The sequence below is a fragment of the Ensifer sp. NPDC090286 genome (genome assembly GCF_044769565.1).
Taxonomy (GTDB): Bacteria; Pseudomonadota; Alphaproteobacteria; order Rhizobiales; family Rhizobiaceae; genus Ensifer.
Genome location: NZ_JBIVYF010000001.1, coordinates 1834276 through 1853764 on the forward strand (window position 1 = coordinate 1834276; position 19489 = coordinate 1853764).

The 19489-nt window shown below is 63.9% G+C and carries 21 protein-coding genes; 10 read left to right on the plus strand and 11 right to left on the minus strand.

Annotation, left to right across the window (positions count from 1 at the left end; translation table 11 throughout):
- Positions 1-83: 83 nt before the first annotated feature.
- The 4 genes from uraH to puuE all read right to left on the minus strand — a co-directional run bounded on the left by uraH (position 84) and on the right by puuE (position 2538).
- Positions 84-446 (minus strand): hydroxyisourate hydrolase, encoded by a 363-nt coding sequence (gene uraH / locus ACIQUG_RS09265; RefSeq protein WP_402320018.1) that lies wholly within the window; start codon positions 444-446, stop codon positions 84-86.
- A gap of 65 nt (positions 447-511) precedes the next feature.
- The gene (locus tag ACIQUG_RS09270) at positions 512-1009 is read right to left on the minus strand and encodes an ureidoglycolate lyase (RefSeq protein ID WP_402320021.1); all 498 of its coding nucleotides are present in this window, start codon (positions 1007-1009) and stop codon (positions 512-514) included.
- A gap of 96 nt (positions 1010-1105) precedes the next feature.
- Positions 1106-1609, minus strand: coding sequence for a 2-oxo-4-hydroxy-4-carboxy-5-ureidoimidazoline decarboxylase (gene uraD / locus ACIQUG_RS09275; RefSeq protein WP_402320024.1), 504 nt, complete (start codon positions 1607-1609; stop codon positions 1106-1108).
- Positions 1609-2538 carry an allantoinase PuuE gene (gene puuE / locus ACIQUG_RS09280; protein ID WP_402320026.1) on the minus strand — a complete coding sequence of 310 codons (930 nt, stop codon included), beginning with the start codon at positions 2536-2538 and terminating at the stop codon, positions 1609-1611. The genes uraD and puuE overlap by 1 nt, the downstream gene beginning before the upstream one ends.
- A 193-nt stretch (positions 2539-2731) precedes the next feature.
- On the opposite strand from puuE, the gene ACIQUG_RS09285 reads away from it, so the two are divergent.
- Positions 2732-3172: an NUDIX domain-containing protein gene (locus ACIQUG_RS09285; protein WP_402320029.1), complete on the plus strand. Its 441-nt coding sequence runs from the start codon at positions 2732-2734 to the stop codon at positions 3170-3172.
- Positions 3173-3189: 17 nt separating this feature from the next.
- On the opposite strand, the gene ACIQUG_RS09290 is transcribed toward ACIQUG_RS09285, so the two are convergent.
- A complete protein-coding gene (locus tag ACIQUG_RS09290) occupies positions 3190-3993 on the minus strand; it encodes a DUF1045 domain-containing protein (RefSeq protein ID WP_402320032.1) in 804 nt (267 codons plus the stop codon).
- Between the two features lie 196 nt (positions 3994-4189).
- Between ACIQUG_RS09290 and ACIQUG_RS09295 the strand changes: the two genes are divergently transcribed.
- Positions 4190-4609 carry a PRC-barrel domain-containing protein gene (locus ACIQUG_RS09295; protein ID WP_402320035.1) on the plus strand — a complete coding sequence of 140 codons (420 nt, stop codon included), beginning with the start codon at positions 4190-4192 and terminating at the stop codon, positions 4607-4609.
- 58 nt (positions 4610-4667) lie between these two features.
- Here ACIQUG_RS09295 and ACIQUG_RS09300 read toward each other — a convergent pair whose 3' ends face one another.
- Positions 4668-5810: an NAD(P)/FAD-dependent oxidoreductase gene (locus tag ACIQUG_RS09300; protein WP_402320038.1), complete on the minus strand. Its 1143-nt coding sequence runs from the start codon at positions 5808-5810 to the stop codon at positions 4668-4670.
- 39 nt (positions 5811-5849) lie between these two features.
- Between ACIQUG_RS09300 and mnmD the strand changes: the two genes are divergently transcribed.
- Complete coding sequence (mnmD, locus tag ACIQUG_RS09305; RefSeq protein ID WP_402320648.1) at positions 5850-6566, plus strand: tRNA (5-methylaminomethyl-2-thiouridine)(34)-methyltransferase MnmD; 717 nt, start codon at positions 5850-5852, stop codon at positions 6564-6566.
- A gap of 166 nt (positions 6567-6732) precedes the next feature.
- Positions 6733-8319 (plus strand): trimethylamine methyltransferase family protein, encoded by a 1587-nt coding sequence (locus ACIQUG_RS09310; RefSeq protein WP_402320041.1) that lies wholly within the window; start codon positions 6733-6735, stop codon positions 8317-8319.
- Positions 8320-8373: 54 nt separating this feature from the next.
- Here the strand turns inward: ACIQUG_RS09310 and ACIQUG_RS09315 are convergent, their stop codons facing one another.
- Both ACIQUG_RS09315 and ACIQUG_RS09320 read right to left on the minus strand, forming a co-directional pair.
- Entirely contained in the window at positions 8374-8823 is a 450-nt protein-coding gene (locus tag ACIQUG_RS09315; RefSeq protein WP_043623693.1) for a host attachment protein, read from the minus strand.
- A 127-nt stretch (positions 8824-8950) separates the two neighbouring features.
- Positions 8951-9625, minus strand: a complete 675-nt coding sequence (locus ACIQUG_RS09320; protein WP_402320045.1) for a helix-turn-helix transcriptional regulator — start codon at positions 9623-9625, stop codon at positions 8951-8953.
- A gap of 149 nt (positions 9626-9774) precedes the next feature.
- Between ACIQUG_RS09320 and ACIQUG_RS09325 the strand changes: the two genes are divergently transcribed.
- From ACIQUG_RS09325 to ACIQUG_RS09335, 3 genes are all read left to right on the plus strand, one after another.
- Positions 9775-10074 carry a hypothetical protein gene (locus ACIQUG_RS09325; protein ID WP_043623699.1) on the plus strand — a complete coding sequence of 100 codons (300 nt, stop codon included), beginning with the start codon at positions 9775-9777 and terminating at the stop codon, positions 10072-10074.
- 37 nt (positions 10075-10111) lie between these two features.
- Positions 10112-11212 (plus strand): DNA alkylation repair protein, encoded by a 1101-nt coding sequence (locus tag ACIQUG_RS09330; RefSeq protein ID WP_402320049.1) that lies wholly within the window; start codon positions 10112-10114, stop codon positions 11210-11212.
- Between the two features lie 294 nt (positions 11213-11506).
- Positions 11507-13057 carry a DEAD/DEAH box helicase gene (locus ACIQUG_RS09335; protein WP_402320052.1) on the plus strand — a complete coding sequence of 517 codons (1551 nt, stop codon included), beginning with the start codon at positions 11507-11509 and terminating at the stop codon, positions 13055-13057.
- 144 nt (positions 13058-13201) lie between these two features.
- Here the strand turns inward: ACIQUG_RS09335 and ACIQUG_RS09340 are convergent, their stop codons facing one another.
- The 3 genes from ACIQUG_RS09340 to ACIQUG_RS09350 form a co-directional block, all read right to left on the minus strand.
- Entirely contained in the window at positions 13202-14077 is an 876-nt protein-coding gene (locus ACIQUG_RS09340; RefSeq protein ID WP_402320651.1) for a DMT family transporter, read from the minus strand.
- A gap of 181 nt (positions 14078-14258) precedes the next feature.
- A complete protein-coding gene (locus ACIQUG_RS09345; RefSeq protein WP_402320055.1) occupies positions 14259-14714 on the minus strand; it encodes a GyrI-like domain-containing protein in 456 nt (151 codons plus the stop codon).
- Between the two features lie 78 nt (positions 14715-14792).
- Positions 14793-15662 (minus strand): LysR substrate-binding domain-containing protein, encoded by an 870-nt coding sequence (locus tag ACIQUG_RS09350; protein WP_402320058.1) that lies wholly within the window; start codon positions 15660-15662, stop codon positions 14793-14795.
- Between the two features lie 80 nt (positions 15663-15742).
- On the opposite strand from ACIQUG_RS09350, the gene ACIQUG_RS09355 reads away from it, so the two are divergent.
- The 3 genes from ACIQUG_RS09355 (at position 15743) to ACIQUG_RS09365 (ending at position 19393) form a co-directional block, all read left to right on the plus strand.
- Entirely contained in the window at positions 15743-16822 is a 1080-nt protein-coding gene (locus ACIQUG_RS09355; protein ID WP_402320061.1) for a YeiH family protein, read from the plus strand.
- 234 nt (positions 16823-17056) lie between these two features.
- Positions 17057-18451, plus strand: coding sequence for a circularly permuted type 2 ATP-grasp protein (locus ACIQUG_RS09360; RefSeq protein ID WP_402320654.1), 1395 nt, complete (start codon positions 17057-17059; stop codon positions 18449-18451).
- 3 nt (positions 18452-18454) lie between these two features.
- Positions 18455-19393, plus strand: coding sequence for an alpha-E domain-containing protein (locus tag ACIQUG_RS09365; RefSeq protein WP_402320064.1), 939 nt, complete (start codon positions 18455-18457; stop codon positions 19391-19393).
- Positions 19394-19489 lie beyond the last annotated feature (96 nt).

The window sequence follows — 19489 nt, forward strand, 5'->3', positions numbered from 1 at the left end:
ATCCCCGCCATAGAGCGAGGATGATAGAGCCTAGAGTGGCCCTTCCCGCAAAACGCGAAGCAAATGCAAGCCCCCTTTAGCCCTCAGCTCCCCCGGTAAGTCGAGTACCCATAGGGCGAGAGCAGCAGCGGCACATGATAGTGGCTCGCCGGATCGGCGATGCCAAAGCGCAAGGGGACGCGGTCAAGGAAGGCCGGCTCCGGCAGTGTCGCGCCTGACCGGCGCAGATAGTCGCCGGCATGGAACACCAGCTCGTAATTGCCGGCCATGAAGCCGATGCCTTCGACCATCGGGCCGTCGACGCGGCCGTCGCTGTTGGTGTGGACGGTACGGATCAGCTGCCGCTCCTCGCCTTCCAGCCAGTAGAGGTCGATGCGGAGACCCTCGGCCGGCTTGCCGAGTGCGGTGTCGAGAACGTGGGTCGTCAGGCGGCCGGTGCTGCTCATCTCATCCTCCTTCATAAACGGGTACGGGAGGCGGACGAAAGAACGTCCGCATTTTTCATCAGTCGCTAGACAGCGCTCTCTATGACGAAGGGCTCGTCGTAGAAGAACTCCTCGAGATTGTTGCCCGGTCCTTCGCGGTCGACGATGAGGAAATCGCTGACGCCGCCGATGGACATCAGTGGATGGTGCCAGACATTGCGGCCATAGTTGACGCCTTGCCGGCCGTTGGCTTGAAACACCCGCGGTGCACCCGGACGACCGTCCTCGTCTTCAGCGACGATCACCAGCCAGGGACGGTCGTCGAGCGGCGAAAAGCTCTGGCTGCCAAGCGGGTGCCGTTCCATCATCGTCACCGAATAGGGGAAAGCCCGCGGTTGACCGCGAAAAATGTTGATGATGACGTTGGCGCCGTCGCCGACGACATCGGCGCGCGCGAGCCCGTGGAAGCGTTCGGTATTGCCGCCGTTGATGTAGCGCATCGTTGCCGGATCGGCTTCGATGACGGTTCCGAACGGGGCGAAGGCGTCGCGTGTCAGCGGTTCGATCGTAAGCAGGCGCGACATTATGCGGAAACCTCGCAAGAAGACTTGGCGCTTGCGGATGTCCGGTCCAGTTCGAGCGCCCTCCTCATGAGCGGGGACAGGCATCGAACGGTTTTGTCAGGCATTTTCGTCTCCAGGAAGCATCGACTGCAGGCGCAGGCGGGCGATTTTCTCGACCTGTGCGCAAGCGGTTTCAAATTCCTCTTCGGGCGAATTGTCAATGCGGCTTTCGAAGGAGGCAAGAATTTGCGCCTTGGTCAGCCCCTTCACCGCGATGATGAAGGGGAAGCCGAATTTCTTCGTGTAGGCGTCGTTGAGCCCGGTGAAGCGCTGATGCTCCTCTGGCGTCAACCGGTCGAGGCCGGCGGATGCCTGTTCCGCCGTCGAGTCCGCCGTCAGCTTGCCGGCGATCGCCAGCTTGCCGGCAAGATCGGGGTGCGCACGCAGCACCTGCATCTTCTCGCGCGGCAGCGCCGTGCGAAAGGCCTGGCAGAGCGCCGAGTGCACCGTGCCCGCCGTCAGCCCCGTCGCCGCGGCTCGGTCGTAGGCGCGTTCGGCAACCCAGGGCGAGTGCTCGAACACGCCACCGAAACGGGCAACGAAGGCATCACGGTCGGTCATCAGAGCGCCCCTTCCGGCTTGTGGTGTTGGTACCAGTGGTTGGCGATGTCGATGCGACGCGGCACCCAGACCTTGTCGTGCGACATCACGTAGTCGATGAAGCGGGCAAGAGCTGCGGTCCGGCCCGGGCGGCCGACGAGCCGGCAGTGAAGGCCGATGTTCATCATCTTGGCGTCGCCCTGGCGGCCTTCCTCGTAGAGCACGTCGAAGGTGTCCTTGAGATAGCTGAAGAACTGGTCGCCGCTGTTGAAGCCTTGTGGCGTCGCAAACCGCATGTCGTTGGCATCGAGCGTATAGGGGATGATCAGGTGCGGCTTGTCGGGCGAAAGACCCGGCACCCAGTAGGGCAGTTCGTCGGCATAGCTGTCGCAGGAGTAGAGGAAGCCGCCCTCCTCCAGCACCAGCTTCAGCGTATTGGCCGAAGGCTTGCCCTGGTAGATGCCGAGCGGGCGCTCGCCGGTGAGTTCGGTGTGCAGGCGGACGACCTCGCGGATATGCTCGCGTTCGACCTCTTCCGGCACGTCCTTGTATTCCAGCCAGCGCAGACCGTGGCTGGCGATTTCCCAGCCGGCTTCCTTCATGGCCTCAACCGCTTCCGGATTGCGCGCCATGGCCTGCGTCACGCCATAGACGGTCAGCGGCACATTACGGCTGGTGAACATGCGCCACAGCCGCCAGAAGCCGGAACGGGCGCCATATTCGTAGATCGATTCCATGTTGAGGTTGCGCTGGCCAGCCCAGGGCTGTGCGCCGACGATCTCCGACAGCAGGCATTCGGACGCCGGGTCGCCATCGAGAATGCAGCTTTCGCCGCCCTCTTCGTAGTTCAGCACGAACTGCACGGCGATGCGCGCATCGCCCGGCCAGTTTGCCTTCGGCGGATTGCGGCCGTAGCCAACGAGGTCGCGCGGATACTTAGTCTCAGACATCAAATCACCCTTCGAATTTTTAAGAACGGTATCACCGCCGACCGGATTGTCGATACCGAAATGACGGGAAGCGGGGCAGCGGCAGCGCCATGGCCCTGACGGAAATCACCAGAAAAATTCCGCTGGGCCCTAGGCTGAGAGATTTTTCGAAACGGCGTTGAATGGATTGGCAAGGACAACGGCTCTGATCGAGATGAAATCCTACATTCAAGCGCTTCGCGGTAAAATCGGTTCCGGCCTGCTTCTCTGCCCGTCGGTGGCGGCCTCCATTCTCGATCCCGATGGCCGGATCCTGTTGCAGGAGAAAGCAAGCGGCGAAGGTTGGAGCCTGCCGGCCGGCGCCATCGAGCCGGGCGAAACGCCTGTCGACGCGATCCTTCGCGAGGTCATGGAGGAAACCGGCTATCCGGTCTCGGTCGAGCGGATACTGGGCGTCTTCGGCGGAGAAGCGTTTCGCTACACCTACCCGAACGGCGACCGCGTCGAATATGTGGTTACCCTCTATCGATGCCGGATCGTTGGCTCCCAGCAGCCGATCAGCGACAGCGAGACGAAGTCGCTACGCTACTTCGCGCCGGCGGAGATGCCGCCCCTCGGTCTGCCCTATCCGAAAGCGCTGCTGCTTGAAGATTAGCCCGCGTGCGTTTCCGCTTAGCGATGCGCCATCAGCGCCGCGACGATCAGCGGCAGCGGCCGGACGGCGCCTTGCGGCGCCAGCGACGGATCGGCGGCGGCGCGCTTTGCCCGCTCTGCGCGCGTGTTCGTCGAGATCTTGCCGAGCGGGTGCTGCGAATGCACCCGCATGGGCGCCCCCGTCTCCTGTTCGACAAACAGCGCAAGGCTGCCGATCGAAAGCGGTTTTGATAGGCAGGGCTCGAAGAGGTCGCGAAGCGGCGCCTCGACCCGCCGCATCGCGTCTGGTGCAAGCGGACCGGTCAGCATCATGTGGAAGCGGTACTCGTCCATCACATGCGGATCGCCCCAACGGTACAGGTTGGAAAACTGCGGCGCGGTCAGCCGGTCCGGATCGGAACGCTCGATCTCGTCTTCGCTGAGCAGCGCGCGGAAGGCGTCGAACTCCTGAACGACGTTGGCCGCAAGCAGATGCATGGCCGTACTCGGCACCTGCGGCATCAGCCCGAAGCATCGACCGATGCGGGCAACCTCCAGGCGATCGATTTCGAACGGGGTCTGGGCGCCGGCAAAATGCATCAGCGCCTTCAGAAGCTTCGATTCCGTCATGTCGGGGTGGAGGCGGAACGGCGACATCATCACCGCGTGAAAGCCGAAGCGGCGGGGTACCGCCGTGTGATAGGCGACATCTGCGGCGCTCAAGCCCGCGACCGACGGCAATTCCGTGGGGTCGCCGGAATAGACGTTGCGCCCCAGCCAGCTTGCAGCGGTCGCGGAAAGCGTGTCGGCCATCGGCGGCGTAAAACAAATGGCATAGCGCATCGGCTGGCTCCGGATATCCCTCAGCGCGGGATGAGCAAAAGCATGCGGTTTTCCGCCCTCACCCCGACTTGTCCAATGGCCGCGTCTTAGGTGATTTGCGTGACAGATTGACGAAGTCGGCCGGGGATGAGCGCAGCGCCCGCCCGAACGTCGCCGTTGGTTTTTCGGAACCATCCGGCCGATAGCCCGTTCCCCAATGGTAGGAAAACAAGGATGGAGAAGAAGCGTGACCTATCACAATGCGAACCTTCAGGACGCCCGGATCAAGGAGACCCACGACCTGATCGCGAGCGACAAGGTTGAAGGCACGAGGGTCTACGGCCCCGACGAAAAACACATCGGCTCGATCGAGCGCGTGATCATCGAGAAGCGCAGCGGGCGCGTCGCCTATGCGGTGCTCGGCTTCGGCGGCTTTCTCGGCCTCGGCGAAGATCACTATCCGCTGCCCTGGGCAAAGCTGACCTATGACGAGAAGCTCGGCGGCTATCGCACTGATGTGACTCGCGATCAGGTCGAAAACGCGCCGAAATATCACGGCACCGAAGAATACGATTGGAACGCGGAAAACGGTCGCCGTGTCTACGACTACTACGGCGTCCCGCCCTACTGGATGTAATGCCTGACTTTCGATCTTTCGGGTCCCGCCGCCGGCGGGGCCTTTCGCATGTCCGGGGCTAAAGGCTTTTGTCGCGAAGTGCGGCTATGTGATTCCGGCAGAAGAAGGAATCGGGAATACCGATCGTCGGTGAACCGGCGATCTCGTCGACGACGAACCGCGCCAGCCGGTGGGCGATGCCGAAGCTCACCTTGAAGCCGCCGGTCAGGACCGAGACATTCGAATGGTCCGGATGCCGGCCGACCATCGGCTCGCGGCCCGTTGATTTCGGGCGCAACCCCGCCCATCGCTCCACCACCTCGGCACCCGCCAGTCGCGGCGCAAGCGCCACGGCGCGCCGAAGCAGTTCATCGAGCTGCGCGTCCGTCGACAGGGGATCGGCAAAACTGTTTTCGCTGGTGCTGCCGACCGCCACATGGCCGTCGTCATGGGCGATGATGTAGACGCCGTCGGCGAAAATCACCGGAAGTGCCGGGTCGATCTCCGCCCGCAGCAGTGCCGCCTGGCCCTTGACCGCCGTGCCGCTCGTTTCCGCCAGCGGCGCTGACACGTCGTCGATCAATTGAAAACTGCCGACACCGGCGGCGATGATGCAATGCTCGAAACCGATCCGGGTGCCGTCGTCGAGTTCCGCCCAACCGTGTGCCGGCTCGATCCGGCGCACGCCCCGGCGTTCGTCCACATGGGCGTTCGGTGCCCGCAGGAGCGCCGCGCGGAGGGCCGCAAGCATGCGACGCGGCGAGACGCGCGCGGCGAGCGTATCGAAGACCATTCCGTGCGCTGCTGCCTCTGCGCCTGGCCAGCCCTCGGGCCCCTCGTCCTTCACGTGCCAGTGGAACTGCCTGTCGGCCGCGCGCCAGTGGCTCAGTGCATCCTGCTCGTGCCGAAGGGCGATGTCGCGCAGGTGAGGCTTGGCAAGTGGGATCAAGCGGCCCGTCCGCCGATAGCCGGTCGAAAGGCCCGTCTCCGCCTCGAGCGCCGTGATCTCTTCTTCGATCGCCACGAGTGCGTCGAACTGGAACTGCTTCTTGTCGTTCCAGCGATCGGGCATATGCGGCATGAGCGCGCCCAAAAGGCCACCGCTGGCGCCAGCGCCGATCGCCTGCTGCTCGACGAGCCGTACGGTCATGCCCCTGCGCGCGGCGCCAAGCGCGGCCCACAGCCCCATGATGCCGCCGCCGACGACCAAAAGCTCGCTCATCGATTGACCTTCTCCGGCCGGCGGATTATCGCCATGGCCATGACAGGATCCGCAGACCCGATCGAGCCCCCGGCGCACCAGAACCTTGATTGGCACGAGGGCGATATGCCCTATTCCCGGGAGTTTGGCGATCACTTTTATTGCCGCACCGACGGGCGGCTGGAGTGCGGCCACGTCTTCCTCTCGGGCAACGGCCTGCCCGATCGCTGGGTCGGTGCAGGCACCTTCCGCATCGGCGAACTCGGCTTCGGCACCGGCCTCAATTTCTGCGAAACCTGGCGTCAGTGGAAGATGACCGCAACCGCCGGCGACCGGCTGCAGTTCGTGTCCTTCGAACGTTTCCCGATGGCGGCAGAAGAGACTTCGCGCGCGCTTAGCCATTGGCCGGAGATCGACACGGAGCGCCAGGCGCTGGCCTCGCGCTGGCCGGCCGAGCCCGATGGCGACGTCCGGATCGACTTCGGCGACGGCGTTAGCCTCACGGTCGTCTGCGGTCCGGCACTCGAGGGCGTCGCCCGGACGGAACAACCGTTCGACGCCTGGTACCTCGACGGCTTTGCGCCGTCACGCAATCCCGACATGTGGTCGGAGGATCTGATGCGGCTCGTCTTCGACAAGACCGCGTCCGGCGGAAGTTTCGCCACCTATGCCGCTGCCGGTTTCGTCCGCCGCAATTTGCAGGCCGCGGGCTTTGCCGTCGAAAAGCGCAAGGGTTTTGCCGGCAAGCGCGAGATGCTGCGCGGCGACCGAGCCTAGCGCTCGTCGCGATTGTGGCCTGTCTTGAGCGGTTGCGCCATCCGGCTGCAGAAATGCGTCAGCGCAAGCGATTTACTCCACAAGAGAACTGAACTGTCGCAAATGGCGGGCCATCGCCGCTTCGAATCTGCGACACACTCCCCATCGGCAACACGGTGGGTCTTTCATGAACGACGATCAGTTTCCCGATGCAGCAACCGGCGACGCAGCCTCGACGCCGCTGGAGCGCCGACGCCGCCCGGGCGGGCGCAGCGCCGAGCGTGTGCGCAAATCCCCCGGCGGAAAATATCTCAATCTTGTCAATACGCTGGCGAAATCCACCGTCCTTTCGGATGATGCGCTTGAATCGGTGCATGAGGCATCGCTGACGATCCTCGAAGAGATCGGCATGGACGTCATCCTGCCGGAGGCGCGCGAACGGATGAAGGCTGCCGGCGCCGACGTGACACCCGGTACCGACCGAGTGCGCTTCGACCGCGGGCTGATCATGGACATGATCGCCTCGGTACCGCCAACCTTCACCATGCATGCCCGTAACCCGGCCCGCAATGTCGCCATCGGCGGCAACAATCTCGTCTTTGCCCAGATCGCCAGCGCGCCATTCGTGGCGGATCGCGACGGCGGCCGGCGCACCGGCAACCAGGAGGACTACCGCAAGCTGGTGAAGCTCGCGCAATCCTATGACATCGTCCACACGACCGGCGGCTATCCGGTCGAGCCGGTCGACATCCATGCCTCGGTGCGCCACCTCGATTGCCTCTCCGACATGGTGAAGCTCACCGACAAGGTGTTCCACGTCTATTCGCTCGGCAAGCAGCGCAACACCGACGGCATCGAGATCGCCCGCATCGGCCGCGGCATCTCGATGGAGCAGATGGAACGCGAGCCCTCGCTCTTCACTATCATCAACACCTCCTCGCCGCTGCGCCTCGACGGGCCGATGCTGCAGGGCATCATCGAGATGTCTTCGCGCAACCAGGTGGTCGTGATCACGCCCTTTACGCTCGCCGGCGCCATGGCCCCGGTGACGATCGCCGGTGCGCTCGTCCAGCAGAACGCCGAAGCGCTCTGCGGCATCGCCTTTACCCAGATGGTCCGGCGCGGCGCGCCGGTCATGTATGGCGGCTTCACCTCCAACGTCGACATGAAGACCGGCGCACCCGCCTTCGGCACGCCGGAATACATGAAGGCGGTGGTCGCTGGCGGCCAGCTCGCCCGCCGCTACAACATCCCCTATCGCACCTCGAACACCAACGCCGCCAATACGCTGGACGCTCAAGCGGCTTACGAATCCGCCATGTCGCTCTGGGCGCTGACGCAAGGGGGCGGCAACTTCGTCATGCACGCCGCCGGTTGGACCGAAGGCGGACTCACGGCCTCCTTCGAGAAATTCATCCTCGACGTCGACATGCTGCAGATGGTGGCGGAATACCTGACCCCGCTCGATGTCAGCGAGGATGCGCTCGGGCTCGACGCCGTGCGCGATGTCGGTCCCGGCGGCCATTACTTCGGCACGCTGCACACGCTGCAGCGCTACGAGACCGCCTTCTATTCACCGATCCTGTCGGACTGGCGCAACTTCGAGACCTGGACCGAAGCCGGACGACCGACCACCTACGACCATGCCAACCGGATCTTCAAACAGAAGCTCAACGAATATGAGCGCCCGCCGCTCGATCCCGCGATCGAGGAGGAACTCGATGCCTTTGTCGCCAAGCGCAAGGCGGAAGGCGGCGTCCCGACCGATTTCTGACGGGACGCCTTGGGTATACCGGAAAGCGCTACGAAGCCCGGCTGCGGCCGAGCCTTAAGGGAACACTGCGGCCCTTGCCGTTGCGATCAGTTGTTCGGTGGTGGCAGCCACGCAATTGCGGTCGATCTCGGCGACTGTCCGTTCGCGGACATGGGCGGAAAGCTGCTTGCGGAGATCGCCAAGCGTCCGGGGGGCCGCGCAGATCACCAGGCTGTCGAAGGCCTGGTTGGCGGCATAGCTTTCGAGCCTTCCGGCCACATCAGCAACAAAGCGCTGCTGCTCCTCCCGAACGGGATCGCTCTTGTATTCCATGGCCGAGCGGCCGTGTCCGACGGACGAATGCGACCGGCCCGGCTTGTCGGCCATGATGTCCTGAACGCGTTTCGGTTCGGTGTGAAAGGTCTCCTCCTCCGGCCGCTGGCGCTCTTCCTTCAACAGGTTCACGCCCTTGACGATGCGCGCGGTGTTGCCATCCGCGGCCAGTATCCAAGTCCGGTTCTGCACGATTGTCTCCCAGTGAAAGGTGTGGATCGCGAAGGGTCATGAAGACCCTGCAAAGGAAACGAACGAGCGGCGATCCGGTTCCATCGGAAGGTGGCGACGATGCTGATTGTTTCGCCGGGTGCGCCGGTCACATCCGCGCGATATAGGCTTCGAAGCTGCGCTCCGGCATCGCCTCATAGCGTTCGCGCTGGACGTGAAGCGCGCTGATCCTGTCGACCCGGAAATCGCGGAAATCCGACCTCAGTTCGCACCAGCCGGTCAGCAGCCAGAAATGCCCGAAGACGCTGAGACCGAGCGGCCAGATGATGCGCTCGGAATGTTCGTCCTTGAGGCTGTCATAGGCCAGGCGAAGCTTGCGGCGCCCGGCGATCGCCAGGCGGATCTCGCCGAGCAGCGCCGGCGGTTCCGGCTGGAGCGACGAGCGGAAGGCGCGAAGCGGTGCTGCCGTCAGCCGCTGCCGATGTTCGGGCGGCAGACCATGGGCGATTTTCTCCATCGCCTCGCGCGCCGCCTGGGCGAGCCTGCCGTCGCCGAGCATCTGCACCGCCCGCGCGCCGAAGGCGAGCGCTTCCAGCTGCTCGAAGGTAAAGGCAAGCGGCGGCGCATCGAACGCGCCGCGCAGGAGATAGCCGACGCCGCGTTCGCCGTCGATCGGCGCGCCCGATGCGATCAGGTGCTCCATGTCGCGATAGATGGTGCGCTGGGCGACCTCCATCTTCTCGGCGATCTCACGCGCCGTCATCACCCGGCCGCTCGCGCGCAGGAGCTGGATGATGCGAAACAGCCGGTCGGCGGGTCTCATGTCTGGCCTCCCAACGGCAAGACGCCGGTGACGTATCAAAGGGCTACCGCGCGCCTTGTCTGTCCACAACCACGGCTCCGTCGGTAATGGCCATAAGGCTGTCAGTTGCCCTGTGTTAAATCAAGCGGCAACTCACCGGGAGCATCCTCATGACCAGCGATCACATCCTCGAACTTGCCGTCTGCATCGTCACCGACAGGCCGGCCGCGACGGCCACGCGCCAGCGCGCCATGCAGGCGGTTTCACGCTATCCGGGCTTCGTCTCCTGGCGCGCGGTCGATTCCTGCGAGACTTCGGGCATGTTCGCCGACCTCGTCGAATGGGAAACGCTGGAGGCTGCTAAATCGGCCGGCGAGCGCGTCCGGGTCGACCCTGAGTTCGCACCTTACGCAGCCACCATCAGCGCTGTAATGCTGGTGCAGCATTTTAGCGGCGGCCAGAGGATCTGACCGGCCCGGAACGAGACGAACAAAGGACTGCCGCGCGATGGCCGAACCACTGAAGAACCTGCTGCACCCCGGCGTCGTCGTCGCCATCGCCGATGCGCTCGGACGCAATGCGGGAACCTTCGATCGCAGGAAGTTCATGGCGCTTGCGGGTGAAGGCCTGGAGGCGCTGGAGCTGATGCAGCGGTCGCTGCAGATCCGCGACGCGCTGGTCGAGACGCTGCCGCAGGCATTTCCGGAGGCGGCCGCCATCCTCGGCGCCTGCCTTCCCCGTGACGACGCCGAGGGCATCAGCGGCTGGTCGCTGCTGCCCGTCAGCCAGTACGTCGCCTTGCGCGGCCTCGACGACTTCGACCTTTCGCTTTCGCTGCTGCGCGCGCTGACACCGCATTTCACAGCCGAGTTCGGCATCCGCGTCTTCATCGATCGCGACCAGGAGCGCGCCCTTGCGACGATCCGCGGCTGGACGAAGGACCCCAACCATCACGTCCGTCGACTGGCGAGCGAAGGCACCCGCCCGCGCCTGCCCTGGGCGATGCGGCTGCCGCAGCTCATTCGCGATCCGCAGCCGATCCTGCCGATCCTGACGGCCCTCCTCGACGACCCCGAGGACTATGTGCGTCGCTCGGTTGCCAACAGCCTCAACGACATCGCCAAGGACCATCCGGACCTGGTTGCCGCTTTCGTCGCCGAGCATATCGGCGACGCATCGCCGGAGCGCCGCCAGCTTCTACGCCACGCTTCGCGCACGCTTTTGAAGCAGGGCCACGCGGACGCGCTCGGCAATTTCGGTTTTGCGCCCCCGGCCGGCATCAATGCCCGCTTTTCGCTCGATCGTTCGGACATCGTGCTGGGCGAAAGCCTCGGCCTGCGCCTCGCCGTCAGCCATGACGCCGAGACGAGCCAGAAGGTGATGATCGACTACGCCGTGCACCACCGCAAGGCAAACGGCGCAACCTCGCCGAAAGTGTTCAAGTGGACGTCGGCGACGCTTGCCCCCGGCGCCTCGATCGAGATCGAGAAGCGCCATGCGATCCGGCCGATCACCACCCGCCGTTATTACCCCGGCGCCCACCGGATCGTCATCCTCGTCAACGGCCAGGAAGCGGCCGAAGCGGGCTTCGATCTCGCGCTTGAGTAGATCTCATTTCGCACCTGCGAAAAGATGGACCTTGACTTTTTCGTCCAAACCAACGACATGGTGCCCAGCGTCACCTTCCGGCCGCCGCGTGAGCGCGCCCTCGGCAGACATAGAAAGCCGTGAAGAAGGATAGCGCACATATCACCGCAATAGGCGGCACAGCACAGGCGCTTGACGACTTAATTCAACCCACAAGTTCCCAATTCACGCGGGGTTCTTGACGCCGAACGACACCGGAACAGCAACAACGCGGTTCCGGCGAATGCGTTTGGCGCCCCCAAAAGGTATATGCATTTGTCCACCTTTAAAGATCTCGGCCTATCCGAGCACATTCTGGAAACCCTGTCTGCCAACGGCTTCGAAAAGCCGACCCCGATCCAGGCACAGGCCATTCCGCTGGTGCTGAAGGGCAACGATCTCATCGGCCTCGCCCAGACCGGCACCGGCAAGACCGCTGCCTTCGGCCTGCCGATGATCGAAAAGCTGGTCGCCGAAAGCCGGCGTCCCGATCCGCGCAATATCCGCGCGCTGGTGCTGGCACCGACCCGTGAACTGGTCAACCAGATCGCCGCCAACCTCAAGCTGTTCGTCAAGAAGTCGCCGATCAAGGTCGGCGTCGTCGTCGGCGGCGTTTCGATCAACAAGCAGACCGAGCAGCTTGCCCGCGGCGTCGACATCCTGGTCGCCACCCCCGGCCGCCTGCTCGACCTCGTCGCTCGCAAGGCCGTGACGCTGACGCAGGGCCGTTACCTGGTGCTTGACGAAGCCGACCAGATGCTCGACCTCGGCTTCATCCACGACCTGCGCAAGATCTCCAAGCTGGTGCCGAAGAACCGCCAGACGCTGCTCTTCTCGGCCACCATGCCGAAGCAGATCGCCGAGCTCGCCGGCGAGTACCTGACCAACCCGGTCAAGGTCGAAGTCACGCCTCCGGGCAAGGCTGCCGACAAGGTCGAACAGTACGTGCACTTCGTGCCCGGCAAGGACCTGAAGACGCAGATCCTCAAGAAGTCGCTGACCGACAACCCTGATGGCTTGTCGCTGATCTTCAGCCGCACCAAGCACGGCGCCGAGAAGCTGATGAAGCATCTCGACCACGTCGGTTTCAAGGCCGCCTCGATCCATGGCAACAAGAGCCAGGGCCAGCGCGAGCGCGCGCTCAAGGCTTTCCGCGACGGCGAAATCCGCGTGCTGGTCGCAACCGACGTCGCTGCCCGCGGCATCGACATTCCCGGCGTTACCCACGTCTACAACTACGACCTGCCGGAAGTGCCGGATGCCTACGTCCACCGCATCGGCCGCACCGCGCGCGCCGGCCGCGACGGCATCGCCATCGCCTTCTGCGCGCCGGACGAAATCCGCCTGCTGCGCGACATCGAGAAGCTGATGGGCATCAACATTGCCGTTGCCAGCGGCGAGGCTCCGGCCGACCAGGCGCGTCCGGCCAAGGGCCGCGGCGGCCGTGGCAACAACGGCGCCGGCCACCGCAAGGGCAATGGCGGCGGTCATCACCAGAACGGCGGCCGTCCGCCGCGTCGTGAGCGCCCGGCCGGCGAACCGGTTGCAGCCACCAGCGGCTTTACCGGCGACGACCTGCTGCGCGACGAGCGCCGCCCGCAGCGCCAGGAGCGCCGCGATCACGGCCATCCGCAGACCGACGGCCGTGGCGAAGGCAACCGCAACCACGAAGGCAAGAAGCACCACGGACGTCCCGGCCAGAAGCAGGGCGACCGTCGTGACCGCAACCAGGGCGGCCGCAACGAAAACCGTGGCGGTGGCGAGCGTCGCGAAGGCGGCCAGGGTCAGCGTCGGGGCAATGGCGGCAATCGCGGCCACCAGGGCTGACCGAGGCGCTGCGCGTCGATCAGGCGCGCAAAGCCATCGTAGTACTTAGAAATATGAACGGCGGGTCGCTTCGGCCCGCCGTTTTCGTTTTGGGCTGTGCCTGTCGCTATAGCAAAACCGCTGCACGCTCTCGCTCGTCGTGCGTCATGCCTGCTTGCGATTGGTCAGATAGACGCCGGCAACGGCAATGATGGTGCCGATAACCATCGGCAGCGTCAGCGCTTCGCCGAAGAAGAGCCACGCCTGCACGGCGGCGAGCGGCGGCACGAGATAGATCAGCGAAGCTGCGCGCGACACCTGTCCGCGACGGATCAGATAAAGCAGCAGCGCGATCGCCCCCATCGAGAGCCCGAGAACCGACCAGGCAAGCGCCAGAACCACCTGGAGGTTCCAGGTCACGTGCAGCTCTTCCAGCATCAGCGCCAGCGGAATCGTCACGATCAGCGCGCCGAGATATTGCAGCGCTGCGATGGTGCGGATGTCGCCGCTCTGCAGATGGCGCTTCTGGTAGAGCGTGCCATAGGTGACGGCGCCCATGCCGAGCACGTTGATGATCACAGGCAGAAAGTGGATCGGCGTCGCACCCGTGTCGATCGCCAGCACCTTCGGCAGGACGGCAAGAGCAATGCCGAAGAAGCCGAGCACCAGCCCAAGCTTCTGCTGCACGCTCAGCCGCTCGTCGATGACGAAGGCTGCGGCAACCGCGGTCATCAGCGGCTGAAGGCCGGCGATGATGCCGGAAATGCCGGCCGGCACGCCTTCGCCGATCGCCCACCAGACCGACCCGAGATAGAGCCCGTGGAGGAACATGCCGGACAGGATCGCATGACCGGCCATTTTCCAGGACTTCGGCCACTGCGCGCCGGTGACGACGCAGAAGAGGATGAAGAGCGCGATCGCCAGCGTGTAGCGCAACACGAGAAAGGTCAGCGGATCTGCGTAGACCGCAGCATATTTCGCCACCACCCAGCCGGTGGACCAGAGCAGAACGAAGATGGCGGGAGCCAGACGGGCGAGCATGGTGAGCCTATCGGAATGATGGCGGCAGGCGGAAAGCATGAGCCACCCTCGCTGAAGCGCGCCTGGCCGCCGTAACGCTTTGATCTGCCGCTGATTTCGCGCTCAAATCCTCTGATTTAAGCACTCATGCAAGTATCCGCGCCGGTATTGATGGTCAAAGCAATTTTTCTGATGGGAAGCATCAGCCAATCGGAACCATCAGCCTGAGCGAGGAGAGCGAGAGCGAGACGAAACCGGGATCGTACTCCTCGCGATAGTGCAGCAAGGCGGTATCGATCGCATGGCCTTCGGCCGCGATCCAGTCGAACATTCTCTGGTAATGGGCAAAGACGTCGCCGGCGTCAGGGTGATGCAGGGCCGTGACGAAGCGCATGGCCGGCAGGTCGACATGGCCGGGGTGCACGGTCGTCTCGGCCTTGTCGGAGACATAGCCGACGAGATAGCGAAAGCCATCCGGACGATCGTTCCAGGAGATGCCGACCAATGCCGTATGGTCGCCAGGATGAAGATGCTGGTGGTGCCCCTGCATTTCGGCGATCAGCCTGCGCACGGCGCCATCGGCCGCCTCGACGAAGGTTCCCTCCCAGAACGATCCGGAAATGCGCTGTGCGGGTCTCTCCACGATTTCGAACGCCATGGTCACCTCTTTGAACGGGCAATCCCGCAAACATTGGCAGGCTTTCGCCGCCATCGCAGGAGAGAAACGGACCTGCTCTCAAAGCAGTTCCACGAAGGCGCGTGCCGCGCGGCTGAACTGCCTCTCGCGATGGGTCAAAAGTTCGAAGCTGCGCTCGGCCAGTTCGAACGGCAGCTCCACCAGCCGGCCGCTATCGACGAAGGGTTGTGCGGCAAGCCGGGAAACGGCCGTCACGAAGGGGCCGCTTTCGACCGCCGTCAGCACCGCCTCGTTCGAGGGCAGCTCAAGCTCGACCCTGAGCCGATCGACGTCTGCACCATGCTCGTCCATCGATTGCAGGAACATTGCCCGCGTGCCGGAGCCTTCCTCGCGCAGCACCCAGCGCGCAGACAGCAACATTTCCAGATTGACCGCGGCACCGACGAACGCGTGGCCAGGCGCGGCATAGACAGCGATGCGATCGACGGCGACGCGGCGATGGTCGAGCTTGGCGCCATCCACGCGCCCCTCGACGAAGCCGAGCTGTGCCGTCCCCTCCTCCACCGCCTCGGCGACGACCGCCGTGTTGCGCACGGTGAGCTTCACGTCGACCTGGGGATAGTCGTGGGTGAAGCGGGCAAGCCGCGACGGCAGCCAATAGCTCGCAACCGTCTGGCTCGCCGCAATCGACAGTTCGCCACGGCGAAGCTCGGAGAGATCGCGAAGGCAGGCGGTGGCCGCGGCTGCCCGGGCAAGCACCGCTTTTGCCTCCGGCAGGAAGATCTTGCCGGCATCGGTCAGCGTCAGGCCGCGGCCAACGCGATCGAACAGCCGGACATCGTGCTGGGTTTCAAGCGCTGCGATCGCCGCACTTGCGGCCGACTGCGTGACGTTCATCGCCTCGGCGGCTTTGGTCATGTGCAGCCGCTCGGCGACCGCGACGAAGATTTTAAGCTGATCGAGTGTCATGGTAGATCAATCTCAAAAATCGATCAGAATGACAAGAATAATCCGTTAGACTGATTCATGGATGAGCGTAGGTTGCGCCCATGTCCAGATCGCATCCCCCATTTCGCTCCCATTTTTCCTCAGCTGCCTCCCGCCTGACGTGCATTCTCCCGGGCCTTTTCCTCTGCTGTCTCGTCGCCCTTGCGGCCATCGGCCTCGAATGGATCGAGCGGCGCTGGACCGGCCGCGCCTGGCTGGAAGCCCTCGTTCTCGCGATCCTTCTCGGCGCTATCGTCCGCACCCTCTGGACGCCCGGCGCGCGCTTCCTTTCCGGTATTCACTTCTCGGCGAAGATCCTGCTGGAGACGGCGATCGTGCTGATCGGCGCGATGCTGAGCTTCGACGCGATCGCCAAGAGCGGGCCGACCTTGCTCGTCACCATCGTCGTGATGGTCCTCCTGTCGATTTCCACCGGTTACGTGATCGCGCGATTGCTTGGCCTGCCGAAACGTCTGGCGACTTTGATTGCCTGTGGCAACGCCATCTGCGGCAACTCGGCGATCGCCGCCGTCGCACCGGCAATCGGCGCCCGCGGCGAAGAGGTCGCGGCCGCCATTTCCTTTACCGCCATCCTCGGCATCGCCGTCGTCCTGTCGCTGCCCTTCATCGGCGGCTGGCTCGGCATGACGCCCCAGGGCTACGGCGTCTTTGCCGGCATGACTGTCTATGCCGTGCCACAAGTCCTGGCCGCCGCCAGCCCCTTCAGCCCGCTCTCGGTCCAGGTCGGCACGCTCGTCAAGCTGGTGCGCGTCCTGATGCTCGGCCCCGTCGTCTTCTGCTTCTCGCTGATCGGCAGCCGCGACGAGGAGGCGGAATGCAAAGCGCCCGGACAACGCAAGTCGCCGCTCGCCACGATCCTCCACTTCGTTCCCTGGTTCATCCTGGGTTTCGTGGCGGTTGCCATCGCCCGCAACAGCGGCGCAATCTCCGACACGCTCGCGACCGGCGCCGTGACGGTCTCCACCTGGCTGACGGTCATCGCCATGGCCGCCCTCGGCCTTGAGGTCGACATCCGCGCGCTTGCCCATTGCGGGCCGCGTGCAAGCGCTGCCGCCACGCTGTCGCTGCTGGTGCTCTGTGTTCTTGCGGTGCTCGCCATCGTCTGCCTGGGCCTCGGCTAGCTTCGGCGCCTGCGTCCAAATTTAGAGCACGTGCATATTTCTTGCCCACCCGGTCGCAACCGCTTTCAGCGACCGGATGTGGCTGCCTTGCCGTTGGGCAGATTTTCTCGCGAACAGGCGCTTCTGGCGGGGTCAACTTTCTTTTCGGGCGACTGAGCACGCTTCTTGCATTGCAACCAGCCTTGTACTCAAATGGTCAAAAATAAGGGGACCACGCCTTTGGCATTTGACGAAATGATGAATGCGGACAGCAGTCCGCGCCAGCCATATTCGACCTATCATGATTGGTATGCCAGCCAGGACAGAAATCGGCTCATAGCGAAATCCAAGGACGCCGAGAACATCTTCCGGAAAACCGGCATCACCTTTGCGGTCTACGGACACGCAGACAGCTCCGAAAAACTCATCCCCTTCGACCTCATCCCCCGCATCATCTCCGGCCGCGAATGGCGCAAGCTCGCGCAAGGCATCGAACAGCGGGTCATCGCACTCAACGCCTTCCTCGACGACATCTACCACAAGCAGGAAATCATCCGCGCCGGTCGCATCCCGCGCGAACTTATCGAGAAGAACGAAGCCTTCCTGCCGCAGATGATCGGCTTCCGGCCGCCGGGCGGCGTCTACACCCACATCGTCGGCACCGACATCGTCAGAACCGGCGAAGACCAGTTCTACGTTCTCGAAGACAATGCGCGCACCCCGTCCGGCGTCAGCTACATGCTGGAAAACCGCGAAACGATGATGCAGATGTTCCCGGAACTCTTCCATCAGAACCGCGTGCGCCCGGTCGAGAACTACCCCAATCTGCTGCGCCAGAGCCTTTCGTCGCTCGCCCCTCCCGGCTGCAGCGGCAAGCCGCGCGTGGCGGTGCTGACGCCCGGCATCTACAATTCCGCCTATTACGAGCACGCTTTCCTCGCCGACCAGATGGGCGTCGAGCTAGTCGAGGGATCGGACCTGCGCGTCATCGACGGCAAGGTGAAGATGCGCACCACCCGCGGCTACGAGGCGATCGACGTGCTCTATCGCCGCGTCGATGACGACTTCCTCGATCCGCTCACCTTCCGACCGGATTCCGCTCTCGGCATTCCCGGCATCATGGACGTCTACCGCGCCGGCAACATCACGATTGCCAACGCGCCGGGCACCGGGATTTCCGACGACAAGGCGATCTATTCCTACATGCCCGAGATCGTCGAGTTCTACACCGGCCGCAAGCCGCTGCTCGAAAACGTGCCCACCTGGCGCTGTTCCGAGCAGCAGAGCCTGAAATATGTGCTCGAGCATCTGGAAGAGCTGGTAGTCAAGGAGGTCCACGGCTCCGGCGGCTACGGCATGCTTGTCGGCCCGACGGCGACCAGAAAGGAACGTGCCGTCTTCGCCGAAAAGCTGAAGGCCCGCCCGACCAACTACATCGCCCAGCCGACGCTTTCGCTTTCCACCGTGCCGATCCTCGTCAACAAGGGTATCGCGCCCCGGCACGTCGATCTTCGCCCCTATGTCCTCGTCTCCGACAAGGTCCAGATCATCCCCGGCGGCCTGACGCGTGTGGCGCTGAAAGCCGGTTCGCTCGTCGTGAATTCCAGCCAGGGTGGCGGGACCAAGGACACCTGGGTGCTGGAGGACTGAGAGATGCTGGGAAGAACCGCAAACGGCCTCTACTGGATGTTCCGCTACATCGAGCGGGCGGAAAACAGCGCCCGGCTGATCGATGCCGGCCTGCGCATGTCGCTGACCCGTAGCGAGGCGAGCGAGGACGATTGGGACGGCGTGCTGCAAAGCGCCGGCGTCCGCGAGAATTATGACGAGGTGCACGACAAGCTGACGAGCATCGACGCGATCGACTTCCTGTTGCGCGACCGCGCCAACCCGTCGAGCGTGATGTCGTGCATCGAAGCCGGCCGTCACAACGCCCGCATGGTGCGCACGGCGCTCACCCGCGAGACCTGGGAAGCGACCAACGAGTGCTACCTCGAGATGAAGGCGATGCTGTCGAAGAAGGCGCGCCCGACCGACATGCCGGAGATCATCGACACGATCAAGCGACGCGCCGGGCTCATCCGCGGCGCCTTCCACGGCACGATGCTCCGGAACGAGATCTTCAACTTCTCGCGCATCGGCACCTTCATCGAGCGGGCCGACAACACCGCCCGCATCCTCGACGTGAAGTACTATGTGCTTCTGCCGGCGGTCGCCGCCGTCGGCTCATCGATGGACAACGTGCAGTGGGAATCGATCCTGCGCTCGGTCTCGGCGCATCGCGCCTATGGCTGGGTCTACGACGCCGAACTTCGTCCCGCCAACATCGCCGACTTCCTGATATCGAACGGCCGCATGCCGCGCTCGCTTGCCTATTGCTACGAGAAGATCGCCAGCAATCTCGGCTACCTCGAACGGGAATACGGCGAGCGCCACGCGGCGCACGACACGGCCGACCGCACGCTCGCGTCACTGCGCAGCCAGTCGATCAAGGACATCATGGACCAGGGGCTGCACGAGTATCTCGAAGATTTCATCAGCCACAACAACCGTCTGGGACAGGAAATCTCCGACGGCTACCGGTTCTACTAGTGCAATTCCAGCGAAAGCGTGGCGCGGTTTCGCGTTCAAAATTGCGTAAAAACAAGGAGATAGAGCGCTTTCACAACTCCGTTTTGACCGGAATCG

Coding starts and splice junctions, on each gene's coding strand:
- ACIQUG_RS09325 (WP_043623699.1), top strand. CDS start 9,775: ATGACCAGCGATCACATCCTCGAACTTGCCGTCTGCATCGTCACCGAC.
- ACIQUG_RS09365 (WP_402320064.1), top strand. CDS start 18,455: ATGCTGGGAAGAACCGCAAACGGCCTCTACTGGATGTTCCGCTACATC.
- ACIQUG_RS09320 (WP_402320045.1), bottom strand. CDS start 9,625: ATGAGACCCGCCGACCGGCTGTTTCGCATCATCCAGCTCCTGCGCGCG.
- ACIQUG_RS09270 (WP_402320021.1), bottom strand. CDS start 1,009: ATGTCGCGCCTGCTTACGATCGAACCGCTGACACGCGACGCCTTCGCC.
- ACIQUG_RS09300 (WP_402320038.1), bottom strand. CDS start 5,810: ATGAGCGAGCTTTTGGTCGTCGGCGGCGGCATCATGGGGCTGTGGGCC.
- ACIQUG_RS09290 (WP_402320032.1), bottom strand. CDS start 3,993: ATGCGCTATGCCATTTGTTTTACGCCGCCGATGGCCGACACGCTTTCC.
- ACIQUG_RS09340 (WP_402320651.1), bottom strand. CDS start 14,077: ATGCTCGCCCGTCTGGCTCCCGCCATCTTCGTTCTGCTCTGGTCCACC.
- ACIQUG_RS09360 (WP_402320654.1), top strand. CDS start 17,057: ATGATGAATGCGGACAGCAGTCCGCGCCAGCCATATTCGACCTATCAT.
- ACIQUG_RS09330 (WP_402320049.1), top strand. CDS start 10,112: ATGGCCGAACCACTGAAGAACCTGCTGCACCCCGGCGTCGTCGTCGCC.
- ACIQUG_RS09355 (WP_402320061.1), top strand. CDS start 15,743: ATGTCCAGATCGCATCCCCCATTTCGCTCCCATTTTTCCTCAGCTGCC.
- ACIQUG_RS09310 (WP_402320041.1), top strand. CDS start 6,733: ATGAACGACGATCAGTTTCCCGATGCAGCAACCGGCGACGCAGCCTCG.
- ACIQUG_RS09295 (WP_402320035.1), top strand. CDS start 4,190: ATGGTAGGAAAACAAGGATGGAGAAGAAGCGTGACCTATCACAATGCG.
- mnmD (WP_402320648.1), top strand. CDS start 5,850: ATGACAGGATCCGCAGACCCGATCGAGCCCCCGGCGCACCAGAACCTT.
- ACIQUG_RS09350 (WP_402320058.1), bottom strand. CDS start 15,662: ATGACACTCGATCAGCTTAAAATCTTCGTCGCGGTCGCCGAGCGGCTG.
- ACIQUG_RS09345 (WP_402320055.1), bottom strand. CDS start 14,714: ATGGCGTTCGAAATCGTGGAGAGACCCGCACAGCGCATTTCCGGATCG.
- uraH (WP_402320018.1), bottom strand. CDS start 446: ATGAGCAGCACCGGCCGCCTGACGACCCACGTTCTCGACACCGCACTC.
- uraD (WP_402320024.1), bottom strand. CDS start 1,609: ATGACCGACCGTGATGCCTTCGTTGCCCGTTTCGGTGGCGTGTTCGAG.
- puuE (WP_402320026.1), bottom strand. CDS start 2,538: ATGTCTGAGACTAAGTATCCGCGCGACCTCGTTGGCTACGGCCGCAAT.
- ACIQUG_RS09285 (WP_402320029.1), top strand. CDS start 2,732: ATGAAATCCTACATTCAAGCGCTTCGCGGTAAAATCGGTTCCGGCCTG.